Raw genomic sequence first — 15,560 nt, 5'->3', positions numbered from 1 at the left:
TCTCGCGGCGCACATGAACATAAAGGGAACATCTGAGTCGATATGTTCCCATGGTCCTCCTGTCTCCCACATCTGATCAGCCCCGCGTTACGCCACTTGCTACCCTTTTGGCTGAGCTGGCGCAGGCGCGCGCGGTGCGTGGCCCAGCCTTGCCTTTCGGTATCCCCGCACTCGATGAGCGCCTCGCCGATGGCGGCCTCAGTGGGGCGTCCCTGCACGAAGTTGCAGCGGCCGCTGCCACGCTGACCGACGATGCGGCGGCCACCTTGTTCATTGCTGGCATAGCGGCGCGCTTCGCCAGCCAGGCGGACTTTACGGCGTTCTGGGCGCTGACGAGGTTCGATCTATATGCGCCGGGCCTTGAACAGGTCGGGCTTGGTCCGGACAAGGTCCTCTATGCGCAGGGCACGAGCGACAGCAGCGTTCTTGCCATGGCCGAGGATGCCCTGCGCGATGGCTCGCTTGCCTGCGTTGTCGCGGAGGTCAAATCCGCTGACCAGACGGCGACACGGAGGCTGCAGCTGGCCGCCTCTGACGGCAAGACGCCGATGCTGCTTTACCGGCGCCACCGTGTGCGTGATCGCTGCCCCTTAAGCGGGTTTTCCTCCGCCATGACCCGCTGGCGGATCGGCTGCGTGCCGTCGGAGCGCCTTCCTCATCCCGGGGTAGGCCGTCCGCGTTGGTCGGTCGAGCTTGTCCGCCAGCGCAATGGCAATCCTTTCTCCCTCCCACTGGACGCGTGCGATGATCAGGGTCGCCTCGCTCTACCTGCCGCAGCTCGCGATCGAACGGCTACGCCGAACGGAGAGCTTGGCGCAGCTAGAGCGGCCAGCCAGGCCGCCTGAGCCTGCAGGCGCGTCGCGCGCCTCTCGCCTTGCCGCGCCGATCGATGACAACCCAGGACCCTGCTCGGTCCCGCGCGGCGGCGGCTGGCGGCCCGGCGCGCGCTGGGCACGGGATGACGGGCGGCCAAGCCAAAGTGACATTGACACGCTACCGGCCCATCAGCGACCAACCATGCGCGAAATGGGCCGCCGCAGCGAATCCGCTGAACATCCCTTCAAGGCCATGCCGACTGATGAAGGCGGCGCCTGTCTTAGCTCTGCGCCTGCGCTGAGCTGGGCGACCTTGTGGGGGAAACCGACGATCCTGATAGAACGGGCCGGGCAGCGTGACCTTGTGACCGCTGCCTGCCCGGTAGCGCTTGGATTAGGCCTGCGACCCGGGATGGCCGCTACTCACGCCCGTGCGCTTGTGACTGACCTTGAAGTACGAGACGCAGAGCCTGAGGCTGATCGCGCCTGGCTCGACCGGCTTGCCCTCCATGCCGTCAGCCATTGGACGCCCACTGCATGCCCGTCAGGAGAGGATGGCCTATGGCTGGACCTAAGCGGCACGACGCATCTCTTTGGCGGCGAAGCACGTTTCTGCCGAAGGCTGTTGCGCTTTCTCGAGCGGCTGGGGTTCACCGCCAGCATCGCTACTGCAGGCACACCCGGCGCTGCCCATGCCCTGGCGCGCTATGGTGGCGAGACCATTACCCTGCTGCCGCCGGGTGCAGAGGCCCAGGCGATTGCCGACCTGCCGCTCGCCGCGCTGCGGCTTGAGCCTGAGGCACTGGCATCTGCCGCACGCTTTGATCTGGAGCGGATCGCTGATCTCTACCCCATGCCACGCGCGCCATTGGCTAAGCGCCTCGGCCTGGCTACTGTCCGCCGTCTCGACCAGGCGCGGGGATTAGTTGCCGAGCCGATAATTCCCGTCGTGCCGTTCGAAGCCCCGCACGCGGAGCGGCGGCTGCTTGAACCCATTGGCACCGCAGAAGCCATCACCCAGGTCATAGCTGACCTGATCGATGATCTGGTGATCCAACTTCGGGAGCGCGGGCTCGGCCTGCGCGCGGCCCATCTGACCTGTCTGGTCGTCGATGGCAGCGAGCAGCATGTGGCGATCGGCACGTCGCGCGCGACGCGCGAACCCAAGCACCTGAAACGCATGCTCGGCATGCGGATCGAGCGGATTGATCCCGGGCTTGGCATAGAAGCGATGACGTTGACTGCGCCACGCGTGGAGGAACTCGAAGCGCAGACGCTCGAAGCCGGGCTCGGCGCCAGCGGCAGACCGCCCGACATCGCGCCGCTGGTCGATCAGCTTGCCGCCCGGATCGAGCCTGACGCGCCGTTCCGCCTGTCTTCGCAAGAGAGCGACGTGCCCGAGCGTGCGGTCCGGCGGGTAGAAGCGCTGGCAAAACCTTCAGGCTGGCCGGCATGGAAGCGGCCCGTCCGCATGCTCAGGCGACCTGAGCTTCTCTCCCATGTCGTGGCGCTGCTCCCCGATCATCCGCCGCGGCGCTTTACCTGGCGCGGCACGGCCTATCGGGTGATGGCGGGCGATGGCCCTGAGCGGATCCACGGCGAGTGGTGGCGCACCTCCCAGGAGCTCTGGGCTGTGCGGGACTATTTTCGGGTGGAAGCAGAAGGCGGCGAGCGCTTCTGGCTGTTCCGCCGGGGCGACGGCGTCGATGAGCAGACGGGTAATCTCAGCTGGTACATGCACGGGATGTTTGGCTGATGGCCCATTATGTCGAGCTGCAGGTAACCAGCCACTTCTCCTTTCTGCGGGGCGCCTCTTCGCCGGAGCAGCTCTTCTCCGCCGCCGCCTTGCTCGGCCACAAGGCGCTTGGGCTTGCCGACTGGGGCAGCGTTGCTGGCGTCGTACGCGGATGGGAGGCGCAGAAAGCCACCCATGTCCGGATGATCGCGGGCGCGCGCGTGGCTCTAACCGATGGGCGCGCCCTGCTGCTCTATCCGACTGATCGACCTGCCTGGTCGCGCCTGACGCATCTGCTCTCGCTCGGCAAGGCGCGCGGCGGCAAGGGCTGCTGCCTGCTCGACTGGGCTGATGTTGCAAACCATGCCGACGGCATGATCGCCATTTTGGTGCCGGATCTGCCCGACGGCGGGACGCTCGCCAACCTCGCTGATCTGGCCCAGGTCTTTGGCCGCCGCGCCTATGTGGCGCTGTCCTTCCGGCGTCGCCCGGATGATTTTGCCCGTTTGCACGCGCTTGATGCGATGGCGCGGCAGGCGGGGGTGCGCAGCGTCGCCACTGGGGACATTCTCTATCATACGCCCGAGGCGCGGCCGCTACAGGATGTGATGACCGCAATCCGCGAAAGGACAACGATCGACGGCCTGGGGTTCAAGCGCGAGCGCTATATGGATCGTAATTTGAAGTCTCCGCAGGAGATGGAGCGGCGCTTTGCCGCCTTTCCTGACGCGATTCAGGCAAGCGCCGACATCGCTGCTGCATGCCGCTTCGATCTTGGCGAGATCCAGTATCAATATCCCTATGAGCAGGTGATGAAAGGCCGCACCGCGCAGGAGGCGCTCGCTGCGCTGACGCGCAAAGCTGCTGCCAGGATGTTCCCCAATGGCCTGCCCAAAGCCTATCATGAGCAAATTGCCCACGAGCTCCGGCTGATCGACCAGCTGGGTTACGCACCCTATTTCCTGACCGTGCATGCGATCGTTGCGGAGAGCCGGCGGCGCGGCATCCTCTGCCAGGGACGCGGTTCGGCGGCGAACAGCTGCGTTTGCTATATGCTTGGCATCACCTCCATCGATCCGATCAAGCATGAACTGCTTTTCGAACGCTTCGTCTCAGGCGAGCGCAAGGAGCCGCCCGACATCGACGTCGATTTCGAGCATGAGCGGCGCGAGGAGATTATCCAGTGGATTTATGAGACCTATGGCCGCACCCGCTCGGCGTTGACCGCCGTGGTCACCCGTTACCGCACCCGCGGCGCGGTGGCAGAGGTTGGCAAGGCGTTGGGCTTGCCGCGCGACCTCACCAAGATGCTGACGGGCCTTGTCTGGGGCTGGTCGATGGACGGGATCAGCCAGGAGCAGATTGAGAGCCTCAACCTCAATGCCGATGACCATCGGCTCAAACTCACGCTAGAGCTGTCGCGTCAGCTGATCGGCACCCCGCGCCATCTCTCGCAGCACCCCGGGGGGTTTGTGCTGACCCAGGATCGGCTTGACGATCTTGTGCCGATCGAGCCTGCGCGGATGGAGGATCGGCAGATCATCGAATGGGACAAGGATGATATTGATGCGCTGAAGTTCATGAAGGTCGATGTGCTGGGCCTTGGCATGCTGGGCTGCATGAACCGGGCCTTCAACCTGCTCGAGCAGCATAAGGGGATCAGGATCGGCATGGCCGATCTCCAGGATGACGACCCGGCCGTCTACGCGATGATCCAGCGTGCTGATACGCTGGGTGTCTTCCAGATCGAGAGCCGCGCGCAAATGTCGATGCTGCCGCGGATCAAGCCCAAGGAGTTCTATGACCTGGTGATCGAGGTGGCGATCGTCCGGCCGGGGCCGATCCAGGGCGACATGGTCCATCCTTATCTGCGCCGCCGCGAGGGCAAGGAACAGCCGGAATATCCCAAGGAGGAACTCAAAGCCGTGCTCAAGAAGACGCTGGGCGTGCCGCTGTTCCAGGAGCAGGCGATGAAGGTGGCGATTGTCGGCGCAGGGTTCACCCCTGCCGAGGCAGATCAGCTGCGGCGCGCGATGGCGACGTTCAAGCTGACCGGCGGGGTCAGCCATTTCTACGACAAGCTGGTGAACGGCATGGTGTCGCGCGGCTACCCGAAGGACTTTGCCGAACGGACCTTCAAGCAGATCGAGGGCTTTGGCAGCTATGGTTTTCCCGAGAGCCATGCGGCAAGCTTTGCCAAGATCGCCTATGCCTCCTCCTGGATGAAGCATCATCATCCCGACGTCTTCTGCGCTGCGCTTCTCAACGCCCAGCCGATGGGCTTCTACGCCCCGGCGCAGATTGTGCGCGACGCGCGCCAACATGGCGTGGAGGTGCGGCCGGTCTCGATCAACCACAGCCACTGGGACTGCACGCTGGAACCCGCGCGCGGCCGTTACAGGGCGGTGCGGCTTGGGCTCCGACAGGTGCGCGGGCTCGCCAATCTGCATGGCGCGGCGATCGTCGGGGCGCGAGGTCCAGCGCCGTTCGAGAGCGTTGAGGAGGTGTGGCGCCGGGCCCGGGTGCCCCGCGCGGCGATCGAGCGGCTCGCCGAAGCCGACGCCTTTGCCTGCATCGCGCAGGACCGGCGGCAGGGCCTCTGGAAGGTGAAGGGTCTTGGTGAAGCGCCCCTCCCCCTCTTCGCCGCGGCTGATGAGCGGGAGGGGAAATTCTCAGCCGAAGGTCAGGAAGCAACGGTCGACCTGCGGCCGATGAGCGAGGGGCGCGAGGTGGTGGAGGATTATCGCTCGCTCCAGCTATCGCTGCGCGCGCATCCGCTAAGCTTCCTGCGACCGCAGCTCCAAGCCATGAACATCGTCCGCTGCGTCGATCTTCGATCCATCCGCGATGGGCGCAATGTCGAGGTTGCGGGCGTGATCCTGGTGCGGCAGCGCCCAGGATCGGCCAAGGGCGTGCTGTTCGTCACCATCGAAGATGAGAGCGGCGTGGCGCAGGGCATCCTCTGGCCCAACAAGTTCGAACTCTATCGGCGTCAGGTAATGTCCGCCTCCATGATCGCCATGCGCGGCAAGCTGCAGAAGGAAGGCGAGGTCATCCACATCATCTGCGACCGGATCATCGATCATGACGAGATGTTGCGTTCGGTGGGACGTACGGATTTCAGCGTCGCGCCCGGACGCGGCGACGGCGCTAGCCATGGCGGCGGACCTGATCCGCGTGATCCTGCATTTCCGAGCGGCCGCACCCTATCCTCACCGCCGTTCAGAACCACCACAGAGCCGGAGCAGGTTCTCCCGATCCGCAGCCATGATTTCCACTGACACCATCAGTTTGCATGAGGTGAACAGCGCCGGTTGCTTTCGAAGGCCATCATGCATATCCTACGTATATGCGGGCCGGGCCCCTCTGGCGATTGCGTGAAAAGTGATCGTGATGTCGGACCGCATCGAGCGTGCTCGATGCTGGTCGATTGATATAGTGCCCGATCACTCAAAGCCGCTCGTTGTCTGGACTGGAAACGAGGAGGCCCATGTGATGCCCCAAAATCGCGACCTTATTGTCGTTGCTCAGCTGGGAGCCTCTCGGATCGCAAAGCGGCAAGCTTCCTCATCAGTCCTGCACCTGAGAAACTCGGCTAATGGGCAAAAGGATTTCTGATGATTGGAACTAAGTTTCGCACCGCCGGCGCGCTCGCCATGAGTTTGGCAGTCGGAGTCATGATCGCAAGCCCCGCCGATGCACGGCGCGGCGGCAGCGCCGGTAGCAGAGGTTCGCGAACTGCGATCGCTCCACCAGTGACGAAGACCGCGCCTAATCAGGCAGCGCCGGTACAGCGGACCATGGCCGATAAGCCTGCGCCTGGGCAAGCGAATGCGGCTGCCGCTCGTCCGGGGGCCGCGAGCACCCCGAACAAGTTCGGCAATATGGCAAAGGGTCTGATTGGCGGCCTCGTCATGGGCGGTCTTATCGGCATGTTGCTTGGCAACGGCCTGGGCGCGTTGGGTGGCAGCGGGATGCTGATGGCTTTGCTGCAGATTGCCCTGATAGGCGGGCTCGTCTGGTTCGGGCTCAAAATGTTCCGTCGTCGGTCTACCTTGGCACCTGCCGGGATGCCGGTTTCTCCCCGATATTCGGCGAATGCTTTCACCGGAGTGCCGCAACAGCCCTTTTCGGCTTCGGCCTCGACCTTTCCCGTGCGTCAGGCTGAACCCCAGACGCACGAGATCGCGATCACGAGGGAGGATCAGCAGAGCTTCCAACGTCTGCTGACGGATGTGCAGGATGCGTTCGGGCGTGAGGATTATGCGCAGCTGCGCGCCTACACCACGCCGGAACTCATGTCCTACCTTGCCGAGGAACTGAGCCAGAACGCGACCAAAGGTCAGCGGAACGAGGTTTCTGCAACCGAGCTGCTGGGCGCCGAAGTCGCAGAGGCCTGGAGCGAAGATGGCACGGACTATGCGACGATCGCGATGCGCTATCAGAGCATCGACATCATGCGTGACCGGAACAGCGGCGAGGTCGTTTCCGGTGATCCGCACCAGCCGAGCGTGACAACCGAGCTGTGGACCTTCGTCAGAGACGCCCGTACCCCCTGGCGTTTGTCGGCGATCCAAGAGGCCTGATGTGGGGGCCTGGCCTCGCAGCGATGTCGCGATGGTCAGGCCATCTCTGGCATACATGCGGTGAGTATCTGATGAGATTGCGGTCAGACTACGACGCTTTTGCTCTCGTAGCTACCATTCCTGCGACGTTACCTCCGACCCTTAGTGGCCGTTCAGCCGCCAATATTTCATTCTCAGGTGCGGCCCGTCCGCTTTCCATTTCTGGATGCCCCAACCAGGCACCTGTAGCGCTTGGACACGAGTGATCTGCCCGGCAGTGTGAATTGCTCGATCGGCGGCCCGACGAGCCAGTTTGTCATCGGGATTGTATAGATACCGCCGCCAGATGAACGATTGAAGTTCTCGACTTGTTCTCTAAAGTCATCACATGTCGGATACCGAAAATACAGCGGCGCATAAGCAGGCCTTCACCTCCACCACCGGGGTGCCCATCAGCCACCGGCTGGCGAGTGATATCCAGAAGCCAAGGGATCCCTACGCCTTTCAGCGTTACTGCGTCGTGCTCTTTCGCGACGAACTTGGCGATCCCAATACGAAGGAATATGGCCGCAACGGGCAGGCCCAAGGTGGCATAGATATTCTGGGCTACCGCGAGGGCGACCCGTCGCGGGCAGTTGGCGTGCAGTGCCGCAAAGTTGATAAGCCACTGAAGCATGGCACCATCCTGAACGACTGCCGCGCGGCGCTCGCGCTGGAGTTTGGGCTGCGCGAGATCATCTTCGCTACCACCGCTCCTGACGACACCAAGGCTGATCAAGCAGCGAAGAGCGTGGAGAGGACACTTCGGGCCGAAGGGCATGACGTTACGGTCCATGTATATGGCTGGGGTCAATTGCAGACGCTGATCGCGCTGCATGACGGCGCTTACGCAGTGTTTGTACCGGCATCAGCCGCGACCGCTCAACCAATGGATCTGGCAACAGCGCCTGTTACCGATGCAACTGCCATAGCCGCTTTGGTCGTCGAGGAGATAGAGCGGCGCGCGATCGGCATCGGCATTACACTGCCGCCCAAGTCAGCGGGCCCAGAGGGTATCGGATCGGAGAGTCCTGCCCTTCATGCTAAGATCGATGTGTTCCGTGACCTCATTCGAGACGGCGATACCACTAATGCGCCTCAGCGCCTCATCACCTTGCGGGACAGCCTCGAGGCAACTGATGCGCCCTGGGCGAGATACCGCATCGAGACCAACATCGCCGCGGCGCTGATGGAACAAGGGCGCGAAGCCGAAGCCGCAGAATGCTATGTTCGCGCCCATGCGATTCGACCTGACGATCCCGACGCAATCTGTAACCTCTCGATCGCGCGGACAATTCAGGGCGATCCCGTCGAGGGCATGCGGATCGCGCAGTCAGTCCTCGAACGCGATGACCGCGTCGATTTTGCCGTTAGCGCGCTACTGCAGGCGGCCGTTCGGTCTGACTGGGAGGGTGATCCTCGGACACTGATACCAGACGGTATGGAGGGCGGCGCCACCGTCCAACTCGCCCTTGCCGACTTCATGCGGCGGCGCTGGATGCCTGGGTGGGAGGCGCATGTCCTCGCCCTGCCCCAAGACGAGAGCAAAGACCGCGACATGGGTCGGCTCAAAGCTCTTGCGGTCCTGTCCATTGCGGTCGACAGCCGGGTTCACATTGTAGGCGCGCGCGGCACCGTATCGGATCAGCAGATCGACGAGGCGGCTACTATCATGCTCGCCTACGCGACTCACTGCCTGCACAATGGGTACGCATACCGGCATGATCTGATGGCGCACGTCAGCAACGCCGCTCTTCTCCTGCGCATCGCGAACCGCGGCACCGATGCCGAGATCCTGCTGCGCGAGGGCATCAAATCAATGCCCGATGAAGAGCAGTTGCGACGCCTTCTCGCGATGGTTCTGATCGACGCGGACCGGCGTGAGGAGATTCTGATGGTGCTCGATCCGGCTATCGAGCCAGAGACGATCCTGATGCGAATCCAGATGGAGAAGGGGCCAACAACGGCGGAACGACTGGCCCGCGTTAGGGCTATGGATGAGCCCGACGATGAGCGGGTGGCCTCGATCCGCCGCCGCCTGACCGCCGACCTAGCTCTCGCCGCCGGTGACCTCGACGCGGTCGGACATGTCATAGGCGAAATGCTTCGGCACCCTGATGACGTTGTCAGTGCTCGGCTGCTTGACGTCCAGCGGCAGCAGCAAGCGGGTCTCGACGAGGACGAGGCGAAAGGTCTGTTGCTCACGCTTGCCATGGACCTGCCGGATGACGCCGAACCAATCGATCGCTTTCTGGTCGGACAGGCTTTGCTCGACATCGGCCTCGAGGCGGATGCGGCCAAGCTAGTCGAGCCGTACATCGATCTGCAGAGCGTCCGGCCAGCGACGCTGATGTACCTGACCGCTCTCGCCGAGGCCAGGCGAGACGATGCATACCGTCAGGCACTGGAGACCGCCTCACCCGCAGTCCGCAACGATCCGGCGATGCTTTGGCTTGATGCCAGACACGCATGGAACGCGGGCGACCTCGACCGCAGCCTGCACTCGCTGGACAAGTTTCTAGAAAAAAGGCCAGGACAGCCTCCCGCCGTCCTGATGCGGCTCGAGATACTTATCAGGCTGAACCGGACGAGACAGATACTCGACGTGCTCGACGCCCCAATTGAAGATCTAGGCTGGAAAGGCGAACGGGATCCCTACCGGGTCGTGGGCCTTCTCACCCACTTCGGTTATCACGACCGGGCTGCACGCCTCGCCTACCGACTCTTCCTAGAACACCGGGACAAACCGCGCGCCTGGATGACGCTCTCCGGCATGACGATCAGGGAAGGTCAGGACAGACGCGGGAATGGATCGGACTGGGGAGCGGACACCGTGGCCGATGACGTCGCCGTTGACGTCGAATATGACGATGGCACCGCCGCTTTCTTCATCGTTGAGGCGGACCCGCACCTGCGCAAGCTGGACCCGGATTCGTGGGAACCCGAACACGTCCTCGTCAAAGCGGTCCGGGGTCTTGCGGTGAACGATCGTTTCGTGGGGCCGGACGGGCGGGCGGGACGCATCACGAAGTTGCGCCACAAGATTGTCGCGCGCTTCCATTACGTGCTCGAAAATTACGAAACCCGGTTCCCCGAAGTATTCGGCTTCAAGAGCTTCAGCATCGATCCGGATAGTCCCAACGGCCTTGACGAAATGATCGCCCAGCTGAAGAACCGGCATGACTGGGTACTGGCCGAGCAGGAGCAACACTTCGCCAGCGGCATGCCGATCGACATGCTCGCCTTCCGGCTCGGGTGCGACACTATCGACGTGGCGGGCGGCCTCGCTGAACAAGGCATCCGGCTGAAGGTCGCGGAGGGCACCGAACCGGAACGGCTGGCCTCGGCGGGAGCTATTCAAACAAACGCGAAACGCGGCTGCGTGCTGGATCTCAACGCATTCTGGTCGGCGTGGCGTCTGGGCGCCCTCGACGATGTTGCCGCGACCTGCGGCGCGGTTTCCGTTCCGCGCAGCGTCGTTGACCGGCTGCACGCGCGGCGCGAACGGTTCCACCTGTCTATGGTCGGAGGACATGGCACCCTGTCATATCACGAGGGCAAGATCCTCCACACCGAGGTTACGAGCGGCCAGATGGCTGCCCTGCGGGACGACGTTGACGCTGCGCTTGTGTGGATCGAGGTGAACGACGCTGCCAGTCCGATAGTGCTGGACGATGCCGCTCCAGCCGCTCTTCGCAATCATGTCCAGTCCAGCCAGACCGACATGCTAGACGCCACAATCCTGTCGATTACGACCGAACGAATGCTGGTCTGTGACGACCTCTCGATGCGGTCGATGCACCGGTCGCTCGGCGGGACTCGATCGACGTGGCTGCATGACGTCCTGACACATTCCCACGTCGAGGGCCGTATCGAGAGCGAGCGTTTCGCTCAACAGACAGCCGACCTCATTGGCGCGGGTCAAGACCATCTTGGGGTCACTGGCATGATGATGGCCTTAGCCGTGGAGATGGATGTGCTGGAGCACGACCGTGTAAGCGGTCGCGCGAAAGCCCTGATTGGTCGCCTTAGCGGGGAGATTGCCGAACCGCTCTCCCACCTCCATGCCGCATGCGAGGCGTTGCATCATCTGTGGCTGACTCAAAGTGTTGTGAAGGTCCGTGACACGGCGACCGGAATGATCTTGGAAAACCTGCTGAAGGGGCGACAAGGTGACTGGTCCGATCTGTTGCAGGCGATTGAACGTTTCGCGGCGCGGACGCCTGACATGAGACGATATATTCGCGACTGGGCCCGAGGACACTTCCTGCCAGGATACTGTCCGACCCGGGTCGCGTAGCAGCTGGTCGGGCTGAACCCTATTTACAGAACGCCAAATCCTGACAAATAGCGCCAAAGCCTTGCGTCTGCTCCTTTCCAATCCTGCCAATATTTGCAACTGTGATCTCCATGGCTTTATCGCCTTCAAGGGGGGACATCTTGTTTTTTCATAGTGACCGGCTGGTGCCCAAGCTTTCTCGGGCGCCATGGGATATCGAACAGATCGCTAGGCGGAACTGAGGGGTTTGTTCGAATGAATTCGGCAGTTCCCCTCCAGCGGCGCTTCACGCCTGTACCCCTAGCCTATCTCAAGGATGATATCCCGCTCGACGAGCTCTGGCCGAGTCTGAGCCGAAGCACCCGTAAAGCATGGCCTACTCTTCTAGAGCAGTATCGTGTCGTCATCCTGGCAGACGCAGGTGCCGGTAAGACCTATGAACTCAAGGCAAAGGCCGAAGAGCTTATCGGCTCCGGCCGGGCCTCCTTCTTTCTCAAGCTGGAGGATATCGACGATTCCTTCGGCACTTCCTTCGAGATCGGTTCCGCCAAGGCGTTTGACCAGTGGCTGGCCGGCAACGACGAAGCATGGTTCTTTCTGGATTCAGTGGATGAGATCCGGCTCGCCGAACCGCGCGCCTTCGAGCGTGCCGTCGAGGCCTTTGCCGCTCGTTTGCAAGGCGCCCTCCAGCGGGCCCATATCTACATATCGAGCCGGCCCTATGCCTGGCGACCAACACTCGACCAGTCGCTGATCAACGAAGTGCTGCCCTATACCGCGAGCCGCTCGGAAGCCGTCGGCGACACCGGAGAGGATGAGGATGAGAGCGCGGTTGACAGCGCTTTCGACCAGGAAGTTGATGAGGACGAACAGTCAGAGCCCAGCCCTCAGGTCTATCTTTTGGCGCCTCTGGAAGACGCCGACATTGGGACGTTCGCCCGTCATCGCGGCGTGGCCGATGCGAATGCCTTTCATGAGGCCCTCGAGCGGGGCAGCCTGCTCGCTCTGGCGCGATCGCCCTTCGATCTTCAGGACCTCATCTCGGCATGGTTGACGGACGGCGAGCTCGGAAGCCGGCTCTCGGTCCTCCAGGGCAGTGTCCGACGCTTGCTCGCACAAGCGGCAGAGGCGAGCGCGGGAGGTTTTGACGAGGTAGAGGCGATGGCCGCCGTGCAGCGTCTTGCGGTCATTGCAACCTTTACAGGCCTGTCGAACATCCGGATGCCAGGCAAGGGGAGCACGGGCGCCCTGGGCGCTGCGCAGGCGCTGGACCTTGAAGAGGAGGCCGTCGAGGGCGTGCTGGGGTCGGGCGTTTTCAGCGATCCCATTTTCGGCGAGGTCCGGTTCCGGCACCGTGAGGTCCGGGAATTGCTGTCCGCTGAATGGACCACCAGCCAGCTTGCCCGCCGAGGTGGACGGGAGGAGATCAGGCCTCATTTGTTCAAGACTTCCTATGGCGTCGCCATCACGCCGCCGCGGACGCGACCGCTGATGCCCTGGCTCATCCTGTTCGACGCCCCCATTCGCGACCGCATCCTTGCTACCAATCCGGAGATTGCGATCGAGGGTGGCGATGCCGCATCTCTGCCGCCGGACATCAGGCAAAGCCTTCTGACCACCCTGCTTGAACGCGTGGTCGAGCCTACGTCCGACCTGCGCGGTTTGGACAATAGCGAGATCGCGAAAATCGCGCATCGTGACCTGGAGCCCTCTGTCAAAGCCCTGATCGAGCGCTATCGCGACAATGACGAGGCCCTCTTCGTGTTGGGCCGCCTCGTCTGGCAAGGCGAGCTTGCCGGCTGCGTGTCGCAGATGAGCGCTGTCGCCGCAGATCCGCAAAGGGGGCTTTACGCGCGCCTTGTGGCCATCCGCGCGGTCGCCACCGTGGGTTTGATCGACGATATTCATGAGCTATGGCGATCATTCAACGTTGGAGGCGAGCCCCTCCCCCGCCGTCTGCTCGCCGAGTTTGCGGAATATGCGCCTGCCGACGCCGTGACAGTGCCGTTGCTTCTCGAATCGATCGGCCTGCTGGAACCGCGCAAGGAGTTTGAGGTCTCCGGCCTTACCCAGGCCCTGAACCAATTCATCGAGCGAGCTGCGTTGGCGGAGCCTCCTGGCCGTGCGCTGCTGTTTAGCCTGACAAAGGCGTTGGGAGAGTTTCTGGCGCGCGAACCCCATGTCGAGCGCTTCGAGTGCAGTGTCTCGGAGACATATCAGTGGTTGATGAGCCCGACCCTCTACGGCGTGGAGCAGCTGATCCTCGCCCGCTCTCTGGCTGCGCTCGACGAAGCCTGTCTGGCCATATTGGCAGCGCTGCCCGCTCTGCGCTTCTGGCGGGGCGACGATATCGACGATCGCAAAACAAAGATTCATGAAATCGTGCCGGCCTGGCCCGAGGTCAATGACGCGCTGTTCTGGTATACGGCACAGCAGTACCGGCAGTCCAAACGCGCCGAGGACGGCCGATTGGTCGACGACTGGCCGATCACATTCATTGGGCATTTCTGGTCGTTCGATGCGACGAGCTTTGCGAGGACATTGGGTTGGGTGCGATCGAAGGAAGCGGCCGACGACCGGCAGCTCGCATTGGCGCGCAGCTTCACCACGTTCGTAGAGGCTGGACGGCCCGCAGACTGGCTCGAGGAGCTGCGCGCAGCCGTTGCCGGTGACGCGGCGCTTTCCGAGACACTCGCGCTCAAGCTCGACCCGCCGCCCAGTCAGGAGAGCGAGCGCATCAAGCGCATGGACCAGAAATATAAGCGGGACCGCAAAAAACGTAAGGAAGAGGAAGAGAAAGATCGCGCCCTCTTCGTCGCCGACCTCCGGGCCGACCCCGGTAAGGTGCGTAATCCTCCCGGTGTCGGACGCGGGAAGCTCAGCACAATCCACTATCATCTGCTGAGGATGATCGAGGGCAGCGGGATGCGCCGGAGCCGCGCGCAGGGCGCCAACTGGTCAGCGCTCATCCTCGAGTTCGGCGAGGAGGTCGCGACCGCCTACAGGGATGCCGCCGTAGCCTTCTGGCGCACCTTCAAGCCGGCTTTGCGATCCGAGGGCGCTGACACAAGCGGTATTCCCTATGCCCTCATCTTCGCCATGGCCGGCCTCGACATCGAATTCGCCGGTGACGGCGCGATCGCGGCTCTCACCAAGGCGCAGGTCCGTCGTGCCCTGCGCTATGTGCCCTGGGAACTGAACGGTTTCCCCCGCTGGTTCGAGGCCTTCTACCGTCAGTGGCCTACCGAGAGCCTTGACTTCCTCTGGTCCGAAATTCTCTGGGAGCTTGCGCACACGCCCGCAGAGGGATCCTTCAGCCACATCCTGAGCGACATCATCTATCATGGGCCCTGGCTGCAGGAGGAGGTCGCGACGAAGCTGTTCGCCTGGCTCTCGGTTCAACATGCACCAAGCGTCGGCGCGCTCAGCTACATGCGTACCATCATCCTGAAGGGACAAGGCGCGACTGCGGCTCAGATCGCCGCTTTGGCGCGTAGCAAAATCAACGATGCCACGACGCCTGCGGATCAACGGCCCATCTGGTATGCGCTCTGGGTTGATAGCGAGCCGGCTCCGGCCATTCGGGCACTCGACGCGCTCTTTGCCTCAGGCACGCTGGACGATCGCCGACGCTTCGCGATGACCTTCGTTGTCGCCCTGCTGGGCGGCCGGAGTGATCATAGCCCCACTCATATGCTGGGGCTATTCAGAAAGCCGTCGCATCTCAAGGATCTCTATCTGATGATGCACCGCGAAATACCGGCCGGGGACGATATCGAGCGAGCTGGCAAGGGGGTCTACTCCCCCACGATGCAGGATGACGCCCAGAATGCGCGGGAACGTCTGTTCGCCCTGCTCGACCGGATTCCGGGCGCGCTATCCTATCATGCGATCCGCGACCTTGCGGCAACCCACCCCGTTCCGCGCTACCGCGAATATATGCATGTGGCAGCGCATCGCCATGCCGTGAATGATGGCGATCTTGCCGCCTGGGAAGCGTCTGCGGCTGCGGCCTTCACGAGAAAGCTTGAAGCGCTTCCCGGCGCGGACTGATCGGACGGAGGCAGGACCGATGCAACATATCGAGCGGCCTAGCAGCGTGCCCTCCGTGCTTGTCAGCCCCAGAG

The 15,560-nt window shown here is 62.9% G+C and carries 6 protein-coding genes; all 6 read left to right on the top strand.

The annotated features are described in order from the left end of the window. Positions 1 to 50 precede the first annotated feature (50 nt). The 6 genes from FHS54_RS06520 (at position 51) to FHS54_RS06495 (ending at position 15,486) form a co-directional block, all read left to right on the top strand. Complete coding sequence (locus FHS54_RS06520; protein WP_167303000.1) at positions 51 to 845, top strand: ImuA family protein; 795 nt, start codon at positions 51 to 53, stop codon at positions 843 to 845. Then, a complete protein-coding gene (locus tag FHS54_RS06515; RefSeq protein WP_167302999.1) occupies positions 745 to 2,571 on the top strand; it encodes a DUF6504 family protein in 1,827 nt (608 codons plus the stop codon). The genes FHS54_RS06520 and FHS54_RS06515 overlap by 101 nt, the downstream gene beginning before the upstream one ends. Then, positions 2,571 to 5,831, top strand: coding sequence for an error-prone DNA polymerase (locus FHS54_RS06510; RefSeq protein ID WP_167302998.1), 3,261 nt, complete (start codon positions 2,571 to 2,573; stop codon positions 5,829 to 5,831). The genes FHS54_RS06515 and FHS54_RS06510 overlap by 1 nt, the downstream gene beginning before the upstream one ends. 633 nt (positions 5,832 to 6,464) lie before the next feature. After that, entirely contained in the window at positions 6,465 to 7,136 is a 672-nt protein-coding gene (locus FHS54_RS06505; RefSeq protein ID WP_243855680.1) for a Tim44 domain-containing protein, read from the top strand. 367 nt (positions 7,137 to 7,503) lie between these two features. After that, positions 7,504 to 11,454 carry a tetratricopeptide repeat protein gene (locus FHS54_RS06500; RefSeq protein ID WP_167302996.1) on the top strand — a complete coding sequence of 1,317 codons (3,951 nt, stop codon included), beginning with the start codon at positions 7,504 to 7,506 and terminating at the stop codon, positions 11,452 to 11,454. A 234-nt stretch (positions 11,455 to 11,688) separates the two neighbouring features. Beyond that, positions 11,689 to 15,486: an NACHT domain-containing protein gene (locus tag FHS54_RS06495; RefSeq protein WP_167302995.1), complete on the top strand. Its 3,798-nt coding sequence runs from the start codon at positions 11,689 to 11,691 to the stop codon at positions 15,484 to 15,486. The last annotated feature ends 74 nt before the right edge of the window (positions 15,487 to 15,560 follow it).

Origin of the sequence: Sphingobium vermicomposti, assembly GCF_011762025.1 — a bacterium.
In the GTDB taxonomy this organism is placed as follows: Bacteria; Pseudomonadota; Alphaproteobacteria; order Sphingomonadales; family Sphingomonadaceae; genus Sphingobium; species Sphingobium vermicomposti.
Note: the sequence above shows the minus strand (reverse complement) of the source record. Positions and strands in the feature narration are given on the sequence as shown.

Coding starts and splice junctions, on each gene's coding strand:
- FHS54_RS06520 (WP_167303000.1), top strand. CDS start 51: ATGGTCCTCCTGTCTCCCACATCTGATCAGCCCCGCGTTACGCCACTT.
- FHS54_RS06515 (WP_167302999.1), top strand. CDS start 745: ATGATCAGGGTCGCCTCGCTCTACCTGCCGCAGCTCGCGATCGAACGG.
- FHS54_RS06510 (WP_167302998.1), top strand. CDS start 2,571: ATGGCCCATTATGTCGAGCTGCAGGTAACCAGCCACTTCTCCTTTCTG.
- FHS54_RS06505 (WP_243855680.1), top strand. CDS start 6,465: ATGGGCGGTCTTATCGGCATGTTGCTTGGCAACGGCCTGGGCGCGTTG.
- FHS54_RS06500 (WP_167302996.1), top strand. CDS start 7,504: ATGTCGGATACCGAAAATACAGCGGCGCATAAGCAGGCCTTCACCTCC.
- FHS54_RS06495 (WP_167302995.1), top strand. CDS start 11,689: ATGAATTCGGCAGTTCCCCTCCAGCGGCGCTTCACGCCTGTACCCCTA.